Annotated in this window: 22 protein-coding genes; 16 read left to right on the top strand and 6 right to left on the bottom strand. The window is 63.0% G+C overall.

The features are described from left to right. The first annotated feature begins 15 nt into the window (after nt 1-15). The 6 genes from Q8O29_RS03980 to Q8O29_RS03955 all read left to right on the top strand — a co-directional run bounded on the left by Q8O29_RS03980 (nt 16) and on the right by Q8O29_RS03955 (nt 5,850). Complete coding sequence (locus Q8O29_RS03980; protein WP_305560768.1) at nt 16-426, top strand: ribonuclease P protein component; 411 nt, start codon at nt 16-18, stop codon at nt 424-426. Continuing rightward, nucleotides 423-776: a membrane protein insertion efficiency factor YidD gene (gene yidD, locus Q8O29_RS03975; RefSeq protein WP_305560767.1), complete on the top strand. Its 354-nt coding sequence runs from the start codon at nt 423-425 to the stop codon at nt 774-776. The genes Q8O29_RS03980 and yidD overlap by 4 nt, the downstream gene beginning before the upstream one ends. Continuing rightward, nucleotides 773-2,503 carry a membrane protein insertase YidC gene (yidC, locus tag Q8O29_RS03970; protein ID WP_305560766.1) on the top strand — a complete coding sequence of 577 codons (1,731 nt, stop codon included), beginning with the start codon at nt 773-775 and terminating at the stop codon, nt 2,501-2,503. The genes yidD and yidC overlap by 4 nt, the downstream gene beginning before the upstream one ends. Nucleotides 2,504-2,668: 165 nt before the next feature. Beyond that, on the top strand, nt 2,669-4,117 hold the full coding sequence (mnmE, locus tag Q8O29_RS03965; RefSeq protein WP_305560765.1) for a tRNA uridine-5-carboxymethylaminomethyl(34) synthesis GTPase MnmE: 1,449 nt from the start codon (nt 2,669-2,671) through the stop codon (nt 4,115-4,117). Between the two features lie 160 nt (nt 4,118-4,277). Next, nucleotides 4,278-4,769 carry a Crp/Fnr family transcriptional regulator gene (locus Q8O29_RS03960; RefSeq protein WP_305560764.1) on the top strand — a complete coding sequence of 164 codons (492 nt, stop codon included), beginning with the start codon at nt 4,278-4,280 and terminating at the stop codon, nt 4,767-4,769. A gap of 304 nt (nt 4,770-5,073) precedes the next feature. Next, on the top strand, nt 5,074-5,850 hold the full coding sequence (locus Q8O29_RS03955; protein WP_305560763.1) for a hypothetical protein: 777 nt from the start codon (nt 5,074-5,076) through the stop codon (nt 5,848-5,850). Between the two features lie 68 nt (nt 5,851-5,918). On the opposite strand, the gene Q8O29_RS03950 is transcribed toward Q8O29_RS03955, so the two are convergent. Further along, nucleotides 5,919-6,497 (bottom strand): adenine phosphoribosyltransferase, encoded by a 579-nt coding sequence (locus Q8O29_RS03950; RefSeq protein WP_305560762.1) that lies wholly within the window; start codon nt 6,495-6,497, stop codon nt 5,919-5,921. 20 nt (nt 6,498-6,517) lie between these two features. Then, nucleotides 6,518-8,560: a monovalent cation:proton antiporter family protein gene (locus Q8O29_RS03945; protein WP_305560761.1), complete on the bottom strand. Its 2,043-nt coding sequence runs from the start codon at nt 8,558-8,560 to the stop codon at nt 6,518-6,520. Nucleotides 8,561-8,650: 90 nt separating this feature from the next. On the opposite strand from Q8O29_RS03945, the gene Q8O29_RS03940 reads away from it, so the two are divergent. The 4 genes from Q8O29_RS03940 to Q8O29_RS03925 are packed head-to-tail and all read left to right on the top strand — an operon-like array spanning nt 8,651 to nt 11,758. Continuing rightward, nucleotides 8,651-9,643 (top strand): SIS domain-containing protein, encoded by a 993-nt coding sequence (locus tag Q8O29_RS03940; protein ID WP_305560760.1) that lies wholly within the window; start codon nt 8,651-8,653, stop codon nt 9,641-9,643. Then, on the top strand, nt 9,643-10,254 hold the full coding sequence (locus tag Q8O29_RS03935) for an HAD family hydrolase (RefSeq protein ID WP_305560759.1): 612 nt from the start codon (nt 9,643-9,645) through the stop codon (nt 10,252-10,254). The genes Q8O29_RS03940 and Q8O29_RS03935 overlap by 1 nt, the downstream gene beginning before the upstream one ends. Continuing rightward, nucleotides 10,254-10,937, top strand: coding sequence for an LPS export ABC transporter periplasmic protein LptC (gene lptC, locus Q8O29_RS03930; protein ID WP_305560758.1), 684 nt, complete (start codon nt 10,254-10,256; stop codon nt 10,935-10,937). The genes Q8O29_RS03935 and lptC overlap by 1 nt, the downstream gene beginning before the upstream one ends. A gap of 41 nt (nt 10,938-10,978) precedes the next feature. Next, a complete protein-coding gene (locus Q8O29_RS03925) occupies nt 10,979-11,758 on the top strand; it encodes an SDR family oxidoreductase (RefSeq protein ID WP_305560757.1) in 780 nt (259 codons plus the stop codon). Between the two features lie 71 nt (nt 11,759-11,829). Here Q8O29_RS03925 and Q8O29_RS03920 read toward each other — a convergent pair whose 3' ends face one another. Continuing rightward, nucleotides 11,830-12,006, bottom strand: coding sequence for a hypothetical protein (locus tag Q8O29_RS03920; RefSeq protein WP_305560756.1), 177 nt, complete (start codon nt 12,004-12,006; stop codon nt 11,830-11,832). Between the two features lie 186 nt (nt 12,007-12,192). Here Q8O29_RS03920 and Q8O29_RS03915 point away from each other — a divergent pair, with 186 nt between their 5' ends. Then, a complete protein-coding gene (locus Q8O29_RS03915; protein WP_305560755.1) occupies nt 12,193-13,035 on the top strand; it encodes a metallophosphoesterase in 843 nt (280 codons plus the stop codon). Between the two features lie 66 nt (nt 13,036-13,101). On the opposite strand, the gene Q8O29_RS03910 is transcribed toward Q8O29_RS03915, so the two are convergent. Beyond that, nucleotides 13,102-13,764, bottom strand: a complete 663-nt coding sequence (locus tag Q8O29_RS03910; protein ID WP_371134143.1) for a TetR/AcrR family transcriptional regulator — start codon at nt 13,762-13,764, stop codon at nt 13,102-13,104. Nucleotides 13,765-14,091: 327 nt separating this feature from the next. Here Q8O29_RS03910 and Q8O29_RS03905 point away from each other — a divergent pair, with 327 nt between their 5' ends. Genes Q8O29_RS03905 through Q8O29_RS03895 form a run of 3 tightly spaced genes read left to right on the top strand, consistent with a single transcriptional unit; the run spans nt 14,092 to nt 15,400 of the window. Further along, on the top strand, nt 14,092-14,277 hold the full coding sequence (locus tag Q8O29_RS03905; protein ID WP_305560754.1) for a DUF1328 domain-containing protein: 186 nt from the start codon (nt 14,092-14,094) through the stop codon (nt 14,275-14,277). Continuing rightward, on the top strand, nt 14,278-14,580 hold the full coding sequence (locus Q8O29_RS03900) for a hypothetical protein (RefSeq protein WP_305560753.1): 303 nt from the start codon (nt 14,278-14,280) through the stop codon (nt 14,578-14,580). It begins immediately after the preceding gene. Then, nucleotides 14,561-15,400, top strand: coding sequence for a transglutaminase family protein (locus Q8O29_RS03895; RefSeq protein ID WP_305560752.1), 840 nt, complete (start codon nt 14,561-14,563; stop codon nt 15,398-15,400). The genes Q8O29_RS03900 and Q8O29_RS03895 overlap by 20 nt, the downstream gene beginning before the upstream one ends. Nucleotides 15,401-15,470: 70 nt before the next feature. Here the strand turns inward: Q8O29_RS03895 and Q8O29_RS03890 are convergent, their stop codons facing one another. Continuing rightward, nucleotides 15,471-16,241 carry a class II aldolase/adducin family protein gene (locus Q8O29_RS03890; protein WP_305560751.1) on the bottom strand — a complete coding sequence of 257 codons (771 nt, stop codon included), beginning with the start codon at nt 16,239-16,241 and terminating at the stop codon, nt 15,471-15,473. A 96-nt stretch (nt 16,242-16,337) separates the two neighbouring features. On the opposite strand from Q8O29_RS03890, the gene Q8O29_RS03885 reads away from it, so the two are divergent. Beyond that, nucleotides 16,338-16,628, top strand: a complete 291-nt coding sequence (locus Q8O29_RS03885) for a helix-turn-helix domain-containing protein (RefSeq protein ID WP_305560750.1) — start codon at nt 16,338-16,340, stop codon at nt 16,626-16,628. A gap of 68 nt (nt 16,629-16,696) precedes the next feature. Here the strand turns inward: Q8O29_RS03885 and Q8O29_RS03880 are convergent, their stop codons facing one another. Continuing rightward, nucleotides 16,697-17,686, bottom strand: coding sequence for a helix-turn-helix domain-containing protein (locus tag Q8O29_RS03880; RefSeq protein WP_305560749.1), 990 nt, complete (start codon nt 17,684-17,686; stop codon nt 16,697-16,699). 219 nt (nt 17,687-17,905) lie between these two features. On the opposite strand from Q8O29_RS03880, the gene Q8O29_RS03875 reads away from it, so the two are divergent. Beyond that, on the top strand, nt 17,906-19,105 hold the full coding sequence (locus Q8O29_RS03875; RefSeq protein ID WP_305560748.1) for an amino acid ABC transporter substrate-binding protein: 1,200 nt from the start codon (nt 17,906-17,908) through the stop codon (nt 19,103-19,105). Nucleotides 19,106-19,161: the final 56 nt, after the last annotated feature.

Genomic DNA, 19,161 nt, shown 5'->3' with positions numbered 1-19,161 from the left:
GGACGCCAGGCGCCAGTGCAGCGGCTTCAAACCCGTCCCCAGTTTCAGGCCGTCCTTGCCGGCGCCATCGTGGCAAGAACAACGCATTTCGCATTGCACCGCAATGCGCTGGATGCCATGAACGCGCAAACCGTGCCCGCCAAAACCCACGCCACGCCGGACCTTTTTCCGGTGCAGGACACCTGGGTCGGGGCGATGGTGCCTAAACGCTGGGCCAAACGAGCTGTGACGCGCAACGCCATCAAAAGACAGATCTACACCGTGAGCGCTGATTTTTTGCCCCATTACCCCCAGGCTGCCTGGGTGGTGCGCTTGCGTCGTGATTTTTCCCGCAAGGAATTCGTCAGCGCCAGCTCTGAAGCATTCGCGCAGGTCGTCCGCAGCGAAGTGTTGGCCTTGATGCGGGCCGGGGCCCCTGTCGCATGAGCACCCTGACGATGTTGCGCCGCGCGGCCTCTGCCCTCAGTCGGTTGCCGCAGAAGTTTCTGGTGACCCTGGTCAAGGGCTACCGCTTGTTGTTGAGTCCCTGGCTGGGCTCGTCCTGCCGTTTTGAGCCGACCTGTTCTGCCTATTCCTTGCAGGCGCTGCAGCAGCATGGCGCCGTCAAAGGCAGCTACCTGACGCTTTATCGCCTGGTGCGTTGCCACCCCTGGTGCAACGGCGGCTACGATCCGGTGCCGTCGTCGTCGCCGCAATCGTCCACTGGCCGATTTTCCCTTTTCACCCGTCTGGTCACGCCCGTGACTTCGATTTCCTCTAAAAAGAAGCCGTCATGAACGACATACGCCGCACCATTTTGTGGGTGATTTTTGGTTTTTCCATGGTCTTGTTGTGGGACCAATGGCAGATTTTCAATGGCAACAAGGCGACGTTTTTTCCGTCGCCTGCGCCTGTGGCCAGTAGTCCTGCGCCGGCCAGCTCGCCCACCCCCACGGCAAGCGTTCCCACGGGCGCGCCCACCAGCAGCGCCGTGCCGACGCCGGTGTTGCTTCCTGGCGCAGTGGTGGTCGCGCCGGGCGCCGTGCCCGCCAGCACACCGTCGGCCACCAAGCAACGCCTGGTCGTGAGCACGGATGTGCTGTCGCTGACCTTTGACACCGAGGGCGGCTCGCTGATTGGTTCGGCCTTCCCGCGCCTGAAGGATGTGGATGGCAAGACCGATGGTTTTGTGCTGCTCGATGAAAGCGCGGCGCGCGTTTATGTGGCCCAGTCCGGCCTGATTGCAGGTGCCGGCGGCGGCAGCTTCCCTACCCACAAAACACTGATGACGGCGCTGCCTGGCGAGCGCCAGCTCAAGGACGGCCAGGACAGCCTGGAAGTAAAGTTCGAGTCGGCCGAGGTCGGCGGCGTCAAGCTGATCAAAACCTACACGCTCAAGCGCGGAGCCTATGACATGGCGGTGCGCCACGACATCGTCAACACGGGCACAGCCCCGGTGTCGCCGCAGCTTTACATGCAGTTGGTGCGCGACGGCAACAAGCTGCCGGGCGAGTCGGCGTTTTATTCGACCTTTACCGGCCCGGCGCTTTATACCGAGGCCAAGAAATACCAGAAGGTTGAATTCAGCGACATAGAAAAGAACAAGGTCGAGGTTGAGAAACACGCCAGCAATGGTTATGTGGCCATGGTCCAGCACTATTTTGCGTCGGCCTGGATCCTGCCTGACGGCCTGCAGCGCGACATTTTCCTGCGCAAGGTGGACACCAACTTGTATGCTGTGGGCATGATCACGCCGCTGGAAGCCATCGCGCCCGGCACCACCAAGTCAAGCACCGCGACGCTGTTTGTCGGTCCGCAGGAAGAAAAACAGCTTGAAGCGATTGCGCCGGGGCTGGAGCTGGTCAAGGACTATGGCTGGCTGACCATCCTGGCAAAACCGCTGTACTGGTTGCTCGACAAGTTGCATGGCTTTCTGCAGAACTGGGGCTGGTCCATCGTGGCGCTGGTGCTGCTGCTGAAGGCCGCGTTTTACTGGCTCAATGCCAAGGCTTATGCCAGCATGGCCAAAATGAAGGCGGTCAACCCCAAGATCATGGAAATGCGCGAGCGGCTCAAGGACAAGCCGCAGGAAATGCAGCAGGCCATGATGAAGATGTACAAGGATGAAAAAGTCAACCCGATGGGTGGCTGCTTCCCCATCATGATCCAGATTCCGGTGTTCATTGCGCTGTACTGGGTGCTGCTCAGCTCGGTCGAGATGCGCAACGCACCGTGGATTTTGTGGATCAAGGACCTGTCATCGCCCGACCCTTACTACATCCTGCCGCTGGTGATGGCCGCCACCACCATGCTGCAGACGGCTCTGAACCCGACGCCGCCCGATCCGCTACAGGCCAAACTGATGTGGTACATGCCGCTGATTTTCAGTGTGATGTTCTTCTTCTTCCCGGCCGGCCTGGTGCTGTACTGGATCACCAACAACATCCTGTCGATCGCGCAGCAGTGGGTGATCAACACCCGCATGGGTGTGCCGCCGCAGTTCAACCTGCCCAAATTTAAGTAACCCCCCGAAGCGCCTTTGGCGAGGTGCCATTGCCAGAGTCAATGGCTCTTCGTGTCCGTCCAAACCTGCGCGGGCAGGTTTGGAGCCGCGGCCTCTCAGCCCCCCAGGGGGCGACACCTGCGGCCCGGCAAAGCCGGTTCCGCAGTGTCTGCTGATAATGCATCCATGCTTGCGCGCCACCATGACCCCATCGCTGCCATTGCCACCGCGCCCGGGCGCGGCGCGGTCGGCATCGTGCGGGTGTCGGGCAAAAATATCGCGCCGCTCATCGCTGCCGTTTGCGGGCGCACGTTGGCCCCGAGGCAGGCGACCTATCTGCCGTTTTGCGACGCACAAGGCAAGCCAATCGACCAGGGCCTGGCGATTTATTTCCCGGCGCCGCACTCCTACACCGGTGAAGACGTCCTGGAGCTGCAGGCCCACGGTGGGCCGGTGGTGCTGCAATTGCTGCTGGCGCGCTGTCTGGAGGCGGCGGCAGCCATTGCTGTAGCCACTGGCCAACCGCTGCTGGCCGGCCTGCGCCTGGCCCAGCCCGGAGAGTTCACCGAGCGGGCTTTCCTGAACGACAAGATTGACCTGACCCAGGCCGAGGCGATAGCCGACCTGATCGATGCCAGCACCGAAACCGCTGCGCGCTCGGCAGCGCGCTCGTTGTCGGGAGAGTTTTCGAAGGAGGTGTATGTCCTCCTTGATCGGCTGGTGCATCTGCGCATGCTGGTCGAAGCCACACTGGACTTCCCCGAAGAAGACATTGATTTCCTGCAACAGGCCGATGCCCAGGGCCAGCTCAGCGGACTGCGGCAGACGCTGGCCAGCGTGATGCGGCGCGCGCAGCAGGGCGCGATCCTGCGCGAAGGCATCAAGGTGGTGATTGCCGGGCAACCCAATGCCGGCAAAAGCTCGCTGCTCAATGCGCTGGCGGGTGCCGAGCTGGCGATTGTCACGCCGATCGCTGGCACCACCCGCGACAAGGTGACCCAGCTGATCCAGATCGACGGCGTGCCCCTGCATGTGGTGGACACCGCCGGCCTGCGCGACAGCCGGCTGCCGGAAGTCGGGGAGGTTGAAAAGATAGGCATTGCACGCGCCTGGCGAGAAATCGAAAGCGCCGACGCGGTGCTTTTTCTGCATGACCTGACACGCCAGCAAACGCCCGAGGACCCGCAGATGGCGCAGCGCTATAAAGCGGCGGATGCCGCCATCGCGGCAGACCTTGCCGACAAGCTGCCCGCCAATACGCCGGTCATTGATGTGTGGAACAAGTCCGATACTGCGCTTGCGGCGGTGTTGGCCGAGGCCCGCGCTGGCGTGATGATCTCCGCTAAAACCGGCACCGGCTTGCCGCAACTGCGTCAGCGCCTGCTAGCACTGGTGGGTTGGCAGGCCGCACCCGAAGGCGTGTTCATGGCGCGCGAGCGCCATGTGCGCGCATTGCAGCAGGTGGATGGCCAGCTTGTGCAGGCTGCCAGGCAGTTGCTGGCGCCAGCGCCCGCGCTGGACCTGCTCGCGGAAGACTTGCGGCAGGCGCAGAATGCGCTGAGCGGCGTCACTGGCGCGTTCACGTCGGACGACCTGCTTGGCGAAATATTTTCAAAATTCTGCATCGGCAAATAAGCCGGCAACCGGCCTGAACCTGGGCAAGCATGGCCGACCATGCGGCACCGTATATCAACAAGACCGAACCGTTACAGCCGCGCCCCCCGATGTATCAGCTGTAAGCGAGCGTTAACGTCCCTTGCCGGTTGCGTGCTTGGAGGCGTATCTTCCGTCCACCATGAACGCAGCTCTACCCGCCGTCCTCCGTTTTGATATTCAAGGCCTGGCCTCCGCGATTGCGCACAGCCATGCCAGTGACGTGCTGCGCTGCCAGTTCACGCAGCAGCAGTGGGAGATTTTGGCCGGCTATATGCAGCCCTTTGCCATGCAGCCGGGCCAGGTGCTGATTGAGCAGGGATCGAACGACCAGACCCTGTACTTTATTGAAAGCGGCACGCTGAGTGTTCACTACGAAGACGACAAGGGCCGGGTCCGGCTGGCGCTGGTGGCGCCCGGCACCGTGATTGGCGAAGGCGCATTTTTCTCGCGTTTGCCGCGCAACGCCACGGTGCAGGCGTCCAACGCCAGCAAGGTCTGGTGTCTGACAGCCTTGCGTTTCAAGGAACTGGCCAACCGGCACAGCCCGATTGCGCTGGAACTCACCCTTGCCATGGGTGGCGTGCTGGCGAAACGGCTGTACAACCGTCCCAAACGCGTGGCGGTCACCTGATGGGTGACCCTAACCGCTACGATATTGACAGCTGATGACGCTTGCTAGCAAAGGGCCAAGCGGCAAAAACATTCACAAGCGCGGCGCCTGCGGGCGCCCTGGCGGGTGGGCCGCAAGCTGATCGAAAGAAACGGCTCGGGCCGTTTCTCCAACACAGCGTCAACGTGATTTATTGCAGGCACTTGTTTCGCCCCGGCGGGCGACAAGTGACAGAGGACTCAGTAAACTCCTTGACAAGCGCGTGACCTTTTTGCAACCCACCCGATGGCCGTTGATGCGGCCGTTGTTTTTCAGGCAGTAGCCCATGTCTTTATTCAACTGGTTTTCCGGCAAGCCCGCTGCTGTGTCGGGCAAAGCGAAGCCGGAGAGTTCCGGCCTGGCTGGTGGCGGCGATCACCGGCCTGCCGCCGCGCCGCTGAAAACTGCCGCAGTCAGCAGTGTGCGGGCCAGCAGCGCGCACAAGTCACATCGCCACGCCAGGCGGGAGCTGCTCTACACGGCGGTGCGCGAGGCCATGATACGTGCCGGTGTTTTGTCGGCCAGCTACAAATTCAAGGTCTTGTCGCTGGACCCGCGCGGCGAGCAGTTCATGGTCATGATCGATCTGTCGCAGGAGTTTGGCGGACAGCCCGAGCGGCTGGCCGAGATAGAAGTCATGATTGCCCAAAGCGCCAAGTCGCGCTACAACATACGGGTCACGGCGGTGTACTGGCGCCTGAACGAGCTGGTGTCGGTGGCCCGGCCGGCTGGCGCGCCGCAGGCCGGCCACCGGCCGACGGCCCCGCGCCTTGCCGAGGCAGCGCTAGCAGCCGCGGCCCTGCCGGCGCCAGCGATGGCCGCGTTGAAGCCGTCGCCGGTGGTGCATCGGTATGAGCCCATTCAGGCCGATGAGGTCGCGGCTTTCAAACAGGCGCTTGCCGCCGCATCAGCGCAGGGTGTGCCGGCGGTCGAGGGCGGCGCGCCAAGCCGCAGCAGGCTGCGTTCCTACACGCTGCTCACCGGGTTTGAAGACACCGAGATGCCGGACTCGCCAGCCCTGGTGCCCGCGCTCAGTGCGACCCAGTACGGCGACCTCAATTAAGAGTAAAAACGCCCCCAGCCCTTACAGGACGGGCATCAACAGCTATTGATTTAATAGCGTTTTCGGGATCAATGCTCGGCGAAATCCAGCAAGGTGAACAAGGGCAAGCCAGACGCTTTCAGTTTGACCGAGCCGCCCAGTTCTGGCAGGTCCACGATGGCCGCCCCTTCCATCACGGTGGCGCCGAGTTTTTCCAGCAGCTTTTTGCCGGCCATCATGGTGCCGCCGGTGGCGATCAGATCGTCGATCAGCAACACCTTGTCGCCGACCTTGACCGCGTCGGTGTGCAACTCCACCGTGGCGCTGCCGTATTCCAGTTCGTAGGTTTCCTGCACGGTGGTAAAGGGCAGCTTGCCTTTCTTGCGGATCGGTACAAAACCGACGTTGAGCTCATAGGCCACCACGGCGCCCAGGATAAACCCGCGCGCATCGAGGCCGGCCACCACGTCTGGGCGCAAGTTTTTGTCCATGTAGCGGTGTACGAAGGCATCGATCAGCACGCGAAACACCTTGGGGTCTTGCAGCAGCGGCGTGATGTCGCGGAACTGCACCCCCGGCGCGGGCCAGTCCGCCACGGTGCGGATGTGGTTCTTCAGGTACTGGTTGACCGTCAGGTGGCTGAGAGCATCGGGCGGGTGAGGGTTCATGGCAGGTTCGCGAAAAACCGTCATTTTGACTTGTCCGGCGCGGCACCCGCTGCTGGGCCTGAGGCGCCGGCCTGGGCGCGTCCGCTGAGAAGCTTTTCTTCCGCGACCGCCAGCGCTTCGGGCTTGCCGGACAGTACCAGGGCGTCACCGCCTTCGAGCAGGGTGTCGTCATCATGGCTCAGGGGCTTGCCATTGCCGCGCCTGATGCTGACGACCCGCACGCCAACGGCGTGCAAGGCCATGGCACCGAGTCGCTGCCCGGCGGCGCGCGTGCCCAGTGGCAGCGTGAGGGTGGACAGCCGCTCCTGGTCAAGCTCGTTGACCGTGTTGTCGTCAGCACCGTGAAAGTAGCCACGCAACAGGTTGTAGCGCGCATCGCGTTGGTCCTGCACCACGCGGATCACGCGGCGCATCGGCACGCCTACCAGCGCCAGCGCGTGGCTTGCCAGCATCAGGCTGCCTTCAATGGCTTCAGGCACCACCTCGGCAGCGCCGGCGGCCCGCAGTTTCTCCAGGTCGCGGTCGTCCACTGTGCGCACGATCACCGGGACCGTTGGCGAATGCGCGCGGATGTTGGCCAGCACCTTCATGGCGCTGGCGGTGTCGAGGTAGGTCACCACCACCGCGCTGGCACGCGCCAGGCCCGCCGCCATCAGGGCCTGCAGCCGTACTGCGTCGCCAAACACCACCGAATCGCCGGCCGCTGCGGCCTGGCGCACCCGGTCCGGGTCCAGGTCCAGCGCCATGTAGGGAATGCCTTCGCCGTCGAGCATGCGGCCCAGGTTCTGGCCGCAGCGGCCGTAGCCGCAGATGATCACATGTTTGTCGACGTTGATGGACTTGCGCGCGATCGAGGTCATCTGCAGCGACTGCTGCAGCCAATCGCTGCTGACCAGGCGCATCACGATGCGGTTGCTGTACATGATGATGAAGGGCGTGGCCAGCATCGACAGCACCATGCTGGCCAGGATGGGGTTGAGCAGCTCCGGCGGGATCAGGCTGTTGTCCTGGGCCAGCGACAGCAGCACAAAACCGAACTCACCGGCCTGCGCCAGGTACAGGCCGGTGCGCAGCGACACCCCAGCAGTGGCGCCCAGCCCGCGCGCCAGTGTTGTCACCAACAGCAGCTTGAACAATACCGGCACCGTCAGCAACAGCAGCACCAGCGGCCAGCGCTCCAATACCAGTCGCCAGTCGAGCATCATGCCGATGCTGATGAAAAACAGGCCCAGCAGCACATCGTGGAAAGGCCGGATATCGGTTTCCACTTGGTGTTTGAACTCAGTTTCAGAGATCAGCATGCCGGCGATAAAGGCCCCCAGCGCCAGGCTCAGGCCGGCCAGTTCCGTCAGCCAGGCCAGTGCCAGCGTGACCAGCAGCAGGTTCAGCACAAACAGCTCCTCGCTTTTGCGCCTGGCCACCAGCGTCAGCCACCAGCGCATGACACGCTGGCCACCGGTCAGCAGCAGCCCGACCAGCACGGTGGCCTTGAGGCCGGCGACGGCCAGTGCCATCAACAGCTTGTCGGGCGAGGAGCCCAGCGCAGGGATCAACACCAGCAGCGGCACCACGGCCAAGTCCTGAAACAGCAACACACCCATCACGCGTTTGCCGTGTTCGGACTCCATCTCCAGCCGCTCGGACAGCAGCTTGACCACCACGGCAGTGCTGCTCATGGCAATGGCGCCTGACAGGGTCAGCGCGGTTTGCCACGACATGCCCCAAAGCGTGGGCGCCAGCGTGGCCAGGAACAGAGATCCGAAGGTGACCAGCAAAATCGTCATCATGACCTGCAGCAGCCCCAGGCCAAATACATGGCGCCGCATGGAGCGCAGCTTGGGCAGGTTGAACTCCAGCCCGATCACAAACATCAGGAACACCACGCCGAACTCACCGAGATGCCGCACGCCGTCGGCGTCCTCTGACAAGGCCAGCGCGTTCGGGCCTATCACCACGCCAACGGCCAGGTAACCGAGCATGGGCGGCAATTTGAGCCAACGGCAGGCGACCACGCCGAGCACGGCAGCCAGCAAATACAGCAGGGTCAGTTCAAGCGCGCTCATGCGCCGATGGTAGCTGATGACCGGTGTGCAGCGCAGGGCATGGCGTCCCCTCACAGGCGGTGTTTCAGGGGGGCTCTATAGAATGCGGGCATGAGCTTTGATCCCGTGAATTTCGACCCTGCGCAGGCGTTAGCGCTGGCCCACGCAACCTTTGACATAGAAGCTGCGGCGGTGCTGGGCCTGAAAAAACGGGTCGGTCCCGAGTTTGCACGGGCGGTGCAGCTGGTTCTCAACTGCAAGGGTCGGGTGGTGGTCATGGGCATGGGCAAAAGCGGCCACATCGGCCGCAAGATTGCTGCGACCCTGGCGTCCACCGGCACACCGGCCATGTTTGTCCACCCGGCCGAGGCCAGCCACGGCGACCTCGGCATGATCACCGCCGCTGATGTGTTGTTTGCAATTTCCAACAGTGGCGAGGTGCAGGAACTCACCTCCATTTTGCCGGTGGTCAAACGCCAGGGCGTGCCCCTGCTCGCCATGTCTGGCGCCCTGCAGTCCACGCTGGCGCGACATGCCGATATCGTGCTCGACAGCAGCGTCGAGAAAGAAGCCTGTCCGCTGAATCTGGCGCCCACGGCCAGCACCACCGCCCAGTTGGCGCTGGGCGATGCGCTGGCGGTGGCTCTGCTTGACGCGCGCGGGTTCAAGGAAGAAGACTTTGCCCGCTCGCACCCCGGCGGCGCCCTGGGCCGCAAGCTGCTGACCCACGTCAGCGATGTGATGCGCTCCGGGGAAGCCGTGCCGGCCGTGGGCCGGCACACTGGCTTCACCGAATTGATGCGTGAAATGAGCAACAAAGGCCTGGGCGCCGCCGCCGTGGTTGATGACCAGCGGCGGGTGCTCGGAATTTTTACCGACGGCGATTTGCGCCGCCTGATTGAAAAGGGCGTTGATCTGCGAGCCAGCACTGCCGGAGAGGTCATGCATCCGGGGCCCCGGACCTTGCGCAGCGACGCACTGGCGGTGGAGGCGGTGACCCTGATGGAGCAATACCGCATCACCAGCGTGCTGGTGGTGGACGGCAACGAGGTCCTGTGCGGCGCGCTTAACAGCAACGACTTGCTGCGCGCGAAAGTGATCTGATGGCCCCCACAAGTCCTCACCTTCCTGCTCTGACTTTTGCGCCCGAGCTGCTGCTGCGTGCGCAAAACGTCAAAGTGGTTTTTTTTGATGTTGACGGTGTGTTGACTGACGGTGGTCTGTATTTCGGGGAGTACCCGCAAGGCGATACACGGGCAACGCTGCAGGACAGTTTCACCACAGGCGGCGAAACGCTCAAGCGCTTCAATACCCTTGACGGCCACGGCTTGAAGCTGTTGCAAAGGGCCGGCATCACGCCGGCCGTGATCACCGGGCGCGACAGTGCGGTGCTGCGCTCACGCCTGCATGCGCTGGGCGTGACCCACGCCCATTTCGGCACCGAAGACAAGCGCCCTGCGGCCGAGTTCACCCTCAAGGCACTGGGGCTGGACTGGTCCCAAGCTGCCTTCATGGGGGACGACTGGCCGGACCTGCCGGTGATGCGGCGTGTTGCCTTTGGCTGTGCGCCCGCCAACGCGCATGTGGAAGTCAGGGCTGCGGCCCACCACGTTACCGAGGCGCGTGGTGGCGACGGAGCCGTTCGTGAGTTCTGCGACTTGCTGATGGTGGCCAGTGGCCGTTATGCCGCGCTGCTGCAGGAGTACACGCGCTGATGGCCGCCAGCCGCCGCCGGCCTGTCTGGGGCACCGCGCCCGGCTGGCGCCATGCGCTTGACCGCTTGTCGCGCGGGTGGGAGCGCACGGCCATCTACATTCCGGTGCTGCTGATGGGCCTGCTGGCCCTGGGCACTTACTGGCTGGTCAGAAACACCCCCGAATCGTTGCCACCAGAAGGCCAGAAAGTCATCAGCAGCGAGCCGGACTACTACATGCGCAAGTTTGGCATCAAGACTTTTGATGACGCCGGCCAGCTCAAGAGCGATGTCACCGGCACCGAGGTCCGCCACTACCCCGATACCGACACGCTGGAGATCGACAATGCGCTGATTCGCAGCTACAGCATCGAAGGCCGGCTGACAACTTCGACCGGTGACCGCGCGCTGACCAATGGCGACGGCTCCGAAGTCCAACTGATTGGCAATGCACGCGTGGTGCGGGATGCGTCGGTGGGCCCGGATGGCCGGGAGGTTGCCCGGCTTGAGTTTCGCGGTGAGTTCCTGCATGTGTTTGTCAACGACGAACGCGTCAAATCGCATTTGCCGGTGGTCATCAAACGCGGCGCCGACGAGTTTGAGGGCGATACCTTTGCCTATGACAACCTGGACCGGGTGGCCGACCTGAAAGGCCGTGTCAAAGGGGTGCTGGTGCCCCGAAAAGCGGCCGGCAGCCTGCCCTGAACCGCGCTTGCCTTTCTGCAACCTCGGCGCGAACCTTGCCTATGTCCAGACTTGTTTTCATCACCGGCGCGTCCAGCGGCATTGGCCAGGCGCTGGCGCTGCGGTTTTCGCGTGCGGGTTACCGTCTGGCCCTGGTGGCGCGCCGCACGGCGGAAGTCCAATCGTGGGCTTTGGCGCAAGGGATAAGTGCAGACAGCTATGAAATATATAGCGCGGATGTGTCCCTTGCGGAGAGCATTGTGGCGGCGGGCCAGGCCTGCATCGCGTCGCAGGGCCTGCCCGATGTGGTGATTGCCAACGCCGGCATCAGCATTGGCATGGACACGGCCGCGCGTGAAGACCTGGACGTGATGGCGCAGACCTTTGCCACCAACAACACCGGCCTGGCGGCGACCTTTCACCCCTTCGTTGATGCCATGGTGCAACGCGGCGCGGGCGCATTGGTCGGCATCGGCAGCGTCGCCGGCATTCGCGGCCTGCCTGGTCATGGGGCTTATTGCGCCAGCAAGGCGGCCGTCATTGCCTATTGCGAAAGCCTGCGCGGGGAGTTGCGCTCTGCCGGTGTGAAAGTGGTGACGCTGTGCCCCGGTTACATCGACACGCCGCTGACACAGAAGAACCGCTACGCGATGCCTTTTCTGATGCAGCCCGACGCGTTTGCCGACAAGGCACTCCATGCCATCGAGGCCGGCGTCAGTTACCGCGTGATTCCCTGGCAGATGGGTGTGGTGGCCAAGCTGCTGCGCCTGCTACCGAACGCACTGTTCGACCGGGCGCTGGCGGGCCGGCCGCGCAAGCACCGGCAAGGCGCTGGACGGTAAACATCGCGTTCGGCCTTGGCCTGACGCGTCAGTGGTCACATTGACGCCGTCAGTCTCGGGGAACAACAAGGTCAGCGAACAACGCTGAGGTAAGCGAAGGCCGCGCGGCGCAGCTCACGGGCCTGGCGCGGGTTGCGCCCGGCGCGGTCACCGGCACGCTCCATCAACTGACGCGCCACGCCCGGGGTCGATGCTGGCGTGTGGTGTGCCGGCAAAAAACGAAGAAAAAAACCAAACAAGCGGGTCATATCAAAGTCCAAAGTCACCCACAAAAGGTGAAAAGTTGCGATGACACAAAGATAAGGGTTTTCCCTTGTTTTGCAAGTCGCCCACCGACCGATTCACATGCGCAACACGCATAGTTTGGCCCGCTGCCGACATGGACCTGTCGTTTGGCCGCCCTGGCTCCTGGCGGCATCCCGCACAATCGGTGGGTGAAAATTCAGCTCCTGTCCGACCTCCACCTGGAGTCCAACCCGCATTTTGTGGCGCAGCCGACGCCCGGTGCCGACCTGTTGGTGCTGGCTGGCGACATCGGGTCTTACCAGAGCGGCTCCATGCTCAAGGAAAGCGACTTCGGGCTGGCGCGTTTTTCGCCGCTTCCGGTTGCCCAGGGTGGCGCCGCCTGGCCCACGCCGGTGCTGTTTATCCCGGGTAATCACGAATATGACGGCCTGGACTTTGACGCCACCCACGCGCGGCTGCGTGAAACCTGTGAACGACTCGGCATGGTATGGCTGGAGCAGCAAACGGTGGTCTTGCAAGGTCTGCGTTTTATCGGCAGCACCCTCTGGACCGACTTCGACGCGCTGAGCGCCGAAGCGGCGAGCGCAGGCGAGGTCAGCCTGGGCGAGCAGCTCAAGGCCCGCGACAAAGCCTTTCGCGCGGCCAACTTTTACCTTCGCAAAAACCACGCCTTTCAACACGGTCAGCCGATGCTGGCCGACGCCGTGCGCGAACGTGGTCTGCAAAGCCAGGCTTGGTTGCGGCAGGCGTTGGCCATACCGTTTTCGGGCCCGACCGTGGTGGTCACTCACTTCGCGCCCAGTCTATTGAGCGGCGATCCGCGTTATGGCCTGGCGCCCGGCACCGCCGGTTTTTGCAATGCGCTCGACGACGTGCTGGCGGGGGCGCAGCTCTGGTTGCACGGCCACCTGCATTGCCCCAGCAACTATGTGAAAAACGGCTGCCGCGTGGTGGCCAACCCGCTGGGTTATGCCCGCAAGGGTGAGCAAGACGGCTTCAAGCCCGATTTTTTGATCAAAATCGGGGCCTGACCCATATGAATGCTACGTAACCAGCTATCTTATTTATAGCGTTGCAAGCTGCCTGAAGGCGGCCGGTCAGGCCGGCCGGGCGTTCAAGCCCTCAAAACAGGTGCGGACCACCAGCTCGACGAGTTCCTGGTCACTGTGTTGCCCGCCTGCCTTGAGGAACTCCAGCACCGGGTCGCAGGCCCGTGCGTACAAGGTGTAGAGCACCAGCAACGCCGGAAGTGTGGGGTTCAGCGAGCCGTCTTGCTGGGCTTGTTCTATCCAGCCGCCGAGTTGTTCGCTGACCTGCATCAAGCCGTCTACATAGGCCTTGTTGTTGACCAGCGTGGTGCGCAAGCTGGAGTTGTGGTGCGGCAGTGACGGCATTTCACCCGCCAGTTGCAGCCGAATCATCCATCGCACCATGGCCTTGAGCTGGTCCAGCGGCGGGGCGTTGGCCGGTAAACCCGCCAAAAACGCCTGCGCTTGTCCTACGACGCGCACCATGGCGGCGGCGGCCAGGTCTTCCTTGCTCGGAAAGTGTTTGTAGAGGCTGGCCTTGGCGATGCCCACTTCAGCGGCCACCTGGTCTACCGTCATCAGATCAAAGCCTTTTTCCGCCAGCAGGCGGTTGACGGCCTGCACGATGGCGTCTTCCCGCACGGCCAGCATGTGGGCTTTGAAGGAGACTTTTAAGGTCGGCTCGGCCGGAGCGGCAGGCAAGGCAGAGGGGACGAGGGTCCGGGTAATCATCCCGCAATTTTAGCTGTACGCGTTGTTCAAGATCAGTCCAGCGCTTGTGGCTTTGCAAGTATCTTGCGTAGGCGTCTGGGCGCCGAAGTGAAAATTGGCCCCGGCGACCTCCCCATGGCTGCTTGCATCGCGGGCTGCGCCGCCCAGGCTCCTAGCCATACCCGCTAGGCGTGAACAGCTATCAAAACAGGAGTAGCGACTGGCCATCTGGCCCTGTCCTACAGGGCCACGCGCGGGATGCTGATGTGGCCTCCGCAGAGCGCCGCCTACCATCAAATTATTATTTTTATGGGCGCGGTGCGTCCCAGTCCCATCAGGAGATTCAGGATGTTGAAGTACGCCATCATTTTTGCGATTATTTCGCTGATTGCCGGAGCCTTGGGCTTTGGCGGCATTGCGGCGGGCTCGGCGGGGATCGCGAAGATTCTGTTCGGCCTGTTCCTGATCCTTGCGGTCATTTTTGTGGTGCTGGCCGCGTTGGGCGTGGGTGCGGTGAACAAGGCTCTCAAGTAAATGCAGACCACGTTTTACGGGCTGCATGGTGTGACGCTTTCAACCGACAAACGCGAGCCGCAAGCCGAACCGGGCACCGCGCTGTCCCGCGCCAGCGCGCAGCGCGCAAGTGTGGCCCAGTTGCTGCTGGTGGCCCGCCTGAAAGCGCGCAACCGCCGCGATCTGGCTGTGGACACGCTTGAACGCGGCGCCCATGTGATGTGGGTGACCTGCAAGAGCTGGTTTTCCTCCGGCAGCCCCAGCGCATCCCCAGATTCCGACCTCAACACAGACAAAGATACCGATGCACACCGCGACCGTTGATTGCCTGCTTGACTACGATGTGCTCAGCCCGACCCATTTCCTTTTCAATATTGAGGCGGCTTTTCACGACAGCCACAAGGTGCTTGAAGAACGCCTGAGCGTGACGCCCAGCGTCAAAGTCCGGCATTTCTGCGACGAGCGCAACGGCAACCGGTTTTTCCGGCTCGATGCGCCGCGTGGCCTGCTGTCGGTCAACTACCACGCGCAGGTAGAGCTGCACCATGCCCCCGTGCCGCAGCACCTGGAAGAGGCGGCGGTTACAGCCGTGCCCGACGATGCACTGCGTTACCTGATGCCCAGCCGTTATTGCGAGTCCGACATCATGAGCCGGGCTGCGCAGCAGCTGTTTAGCCATCTGTCGCCCGGTCTGTCGCGGGTGCAGGCGATTGAGAGCTGGATTCACGACTCCATCCACTACCTGCCGGGTTTCAGCAACTCCACCACCACGGCGCAAGAGGTGTTTGTGCAGCGCGCCGGTGTCTGCCGTGACTTTGCGCACCTGGGCATCACGCTGTGCCGGGCGTTGAACATTCCGGCGCGGCTGGTGGTTGGGTATGTGTATTTTGACGAGCCGCCGCAGGACTTTCATGCGGTGTTTGAGGCCTGGCTGGACGGGCGCTGGGTGTTGTTTGACGCCACGCGTATGGCCCCCAACGACCGGCTGGTGCGTATTGGCACAGGGCGCGATGCCAAAGACGTGGCTTTTGCCACGATCTTTGGCGCCGTGCAAATGGTGCGCAAAGAGCTGGTGATTGACCAGGGCGACATGCCCGCACGCGCGGTGGCAGGTGCACAGCCCGCTGCCCTGGCGACGGCCTGATCGGTTGAAGGCGCGGCGGGCGCTGATCTGCGGCTGCGCGCCAGTCAAGCCCTCAGCCCGCGCTTGTTTTTCAGGACTTGTAGCTCTCGTCCAGCCGGTCCAGCTTGCGGATCAGCGACGGCCAGGCAAAAGCGCCGCCCATGCCGCCGGTCTGCACCCGCATGGCTTCACCCACGCCCTTGACGATTTGCGGGTTGACCTCGGTCAGCGCGCCCCCGGCCTGCGCATCAAGCTGGATGCGGCAGGTGTTTTCAAAGGTGTACATGGCCAGAAACGCATCGGCAATGGTTTTGCCCACCACCAGCAGGCCGTGGTTGCGCAGCATTAAAAAATTGGCGCGGCCCAGGTCGGCCTGTAGGCGCGGCTTTTCGTCGTCGCGGAAGGCCACCCCTTCGTAGCTGTGATACGCCAGCGAGGCCAGCACAAAAGTGGACTGCTGGCTGATCGGCAAAATGCCGCAGGCTTGCGCGCTGACCGCCACACCGGCGCGGGTGTGGGTGTGCAGCACGCAGCCGGCGTCTGCGCGCGCTTCATGCACCGCGCTGTGGATCACAAAGCCGGCCGGGTTCACGGGAAACGGCGAGTCGATCACCTTGTTGCACAACCCGTCCACCTTGACCAGGCTGGAGGCCGTGATCTCGTCAAACATCAGGCCATAGGGGTTGATCAGGAAGTGGTGCGCACTGGCGCCCGCTACCTCCTCGGGCAGCTTGGCGCTGATGTGGGTAAAGACCAGGTCGCTCCAGCCGTACAGCGCCACCAGGCGGTAACAGGCGGCCAGGTCGCAGCGCAGTTGCCATTCTTGGTCGCTGACAAGTTTTTTGAGTGAGGGGATGTGCATGTGTGTCTCCTGGACGTTGTTGTTAAAGGCGGGGCTGACTTGGACAATACGTCAGTGCTTGACGGGCAACTGTCAAAATATTTGACAATGGGCAGCATGACTGTACTGTCCGCGACACCCGCCTGCCCCCCGAGCCTGGCGGGCTGTTGCTGCGCCTGTCGGCCAACCCCCGGTTTGACAAGCGGCGATGTCACCATGGCCGCAGATGCCCGTCCTGTGGTGCCGGTCTCGCAGGAGGCGATGGCCATGATGCTGGGCATGACGCGGCAGACCTTGTCCAAAGAGCTGAAGGTGCTGGTTGCCGAGGGCGCGGTGGCGCTGCGCTACCGCCGGATCGAAATCACCTCTGCCGCCCGGCTGAAGGTCTTGAGCGACCCCTCACGCTGACAAGTTGCTATAAATACAGGAGCTGCTGACGCACAGCCAGCAAGGGCTACAGCCCGATTTGATACAAATTAATGGCGCAATGGCCGCAGCGGCAGTGCAGCGGCGCGGGTGACCGACAACTGCCGGAACCCGCTCGGGCTCAGGCCGGTGTGCGCACGGAACACGCGGCTGAAATGCGAGAGGTTGTTGAAACCCCAGGACAGTGCAATTTCGGTGATGGGGCAGGCTTGCGGGCTGGTCTGCTGCAGCTCGCGCAGGCAGGCCTGTAGCCGCATTTGCAGGATGTAGCTGGCCAGGGTGTCGGCTTCGCCGGCAAAGGCGTTGTGCAGGTGGCGCTTGCTGCAGTTCAGCGCCTGGGCGATCTGCTCGATGCTGAGCGCCGGGTCGCGCAGCCGCAGCGCTACATAGGCGCAGATGCGGTCTTTCAGCGCTTCGCGCTGCGTCACTGCGGTTTCCTGCCCGCTCAGCTCAATCAGCGACAGGCGCACCGCTTGGGCGATCAGCTCGCCCGCGCCACGGGCCGCCGACGCGCTCATGTGGGGCAACTCCTGGTAAGTACTGCGCATGGTGGCCAGGGCCACGCGTGCGATGCCGCTGGCGCCGCCCACATGGCGCGCCATCAGGCTTTCCAGCGGCAGGCCGCGCTCCAGCAGCTGGGCCTTGGGCAGCATCACGATCAGGTGTTCAACCCGCTCGGGGTTGTCCACCGCATAGGCGCTGCTGGTGTCGTAAATGGTCCAGCCGCCGGGGCTGACCCAGGCCCGGCGCCCCATCTGCTCGACACCGGCGCGGCCCTGCATGGGCGCGACGATCTTGAAGTAACCGGTGTCGCTGGCGCGCGCCATGTCGGCTGTGCGCACCACGCGGTGGCGGTTGGCCTCCAGTTTGGTCAGGATGACATCACCAGCGTGGCCCGAGGCCATGTGACCGTCGAAATCGGTGTCGCCATACAGGTCTGATTCCAGCCCGCCGAAGTGTTTCCAGACCCACTCGCGCCACACCGGCGCGCGCTCGCGCGGGGCGAAATTGTCGGTGGATACAACGGTGGCCGCAGTCATGTTTGTCTCCGGTTGTGCGGGGCCTGGCGCCCAGATGCCTCAAGAAGATTATGGGCGTTGTGCCTTGTCCTGTCGGGCTCTCCGGTCAAGGGTTAACCCCGATCAGCGTGCGCTGTGCGTCAACTGCTTTGTGCACCTTGAGCAAAGCGCCTGGCCCCGCCCCTGCCTACCATGGTGTCTCATCCGCCCGAACGGCGCACCCACACAGGAGTCACCACCATGGTCCAGTCATCGAAACGCCATTTGCTCAAAGGCGCCGCAGCCGCTGTTGGCGCAGCCGCCTTTGCGCCTTCCCTTTTCGCCCAGGCCAAGCCGGTGCGTGTGGGGTATGCCATTGCCCGCACCGGGCCGTGGACCGGCGGCGCGCAGGTCAGCCAGGAGCCGAACTACCTGCTCTGGGCCGAGCAGCAAAACGCGGCGGGCGGCCTGAGCGTGGGCGGCACACGGCGACCCATCGAGCTGATCAGCTCGGACGACCGCAGCGACATCGAAACCTGTGTGCGCTCTTACGAAAAGCTGATGGGTAGCGACAAGGTCGATCTGGTGCTGGCGCCCTGGGGCTCCAACGCCAACTTTGCGGTTGCGCCGCTGGCCAATCGCTTCCAGTACCCCTTTCTCGCGCCGACCGCGCTGTCCAGGCGGCTGGCCGAGATGAAGCTGCCCTACTTCTTTTTGCTGCTGCAGCAGCCCAAGTCGATGTGCGACGCGCTGGTGGACATGCTCAAGGCCAATGGCGTCAAGAGTGTGGCAGTGATTTATGTGGACGACCTGTTTGGCCTGGAGAATTTTGCCGCGTTGAAAGTGGCGCTGCAGGGCACCGGCATCCAGATGGTGGAAGACAAGAGTTACCCCGGCGGCGTGAAAGACCTGTCGCCAGTGCTGCGCTCCATGAAGGACAAGAACCCCGATGCCTTCATCGGATTCACCTACCCGCCGGACACGATTCTGGCGAGCAAGCAGGCCAAAGAGATCGGCTTCAATCCGAAGTTTTTTTATGCGTCGGTGGGCACGGCCTTTCAGCTCTACAAAAATGTGATGACGCCGGCTGGTGCCGAAGGTGTGCTGGGCATGGGCTCGTGGAACAGCAAGACCAGCCCCGCTGCCAAAGCCTACTTTGATGCACACACCAAAAAGTTTGCAGGCAAAGAGCCGGACCGCTGGGCCAGCGGCGCCTGCTGGGCGGGTATGGAAATCCTCACAGCCGGCGTGGCCAAGGTGGGCCTGGACCGCAAGGCGCTGCGTGACTACATTGCCGGCACCACGCACAAAACCATCATTGGCGACATCAAGTTCACTGGCAGCGAAAACACCGCCACGCCGGGTACGGTGAGCCAGTGGCAAAACGGCGAGTTCGAGGTGGTGTGGCCGCAAAAGCTGGCCACCGCCAAACTCAACCCGAACAAGCCAGTCTGGAAATAAGCAAGAAGTTGTCATTGCGGGCTTGACCCGCAATCCATGCCTCGTCCACGACTGCG

The sequence above is a fragment of the Polaromonas sp. genome, from assembly GCF_030689685.1.
In the GTDB taxonomy this organism is placed as follows: Bacteria; Pseudomonadota; Gammaproteobacteria; order Burkholderiales; family Burkholderiaceae_C; genus Polaromonas.
This window is presented reverse-complemented; position numbering and strand designations above follow the sequence as displayed.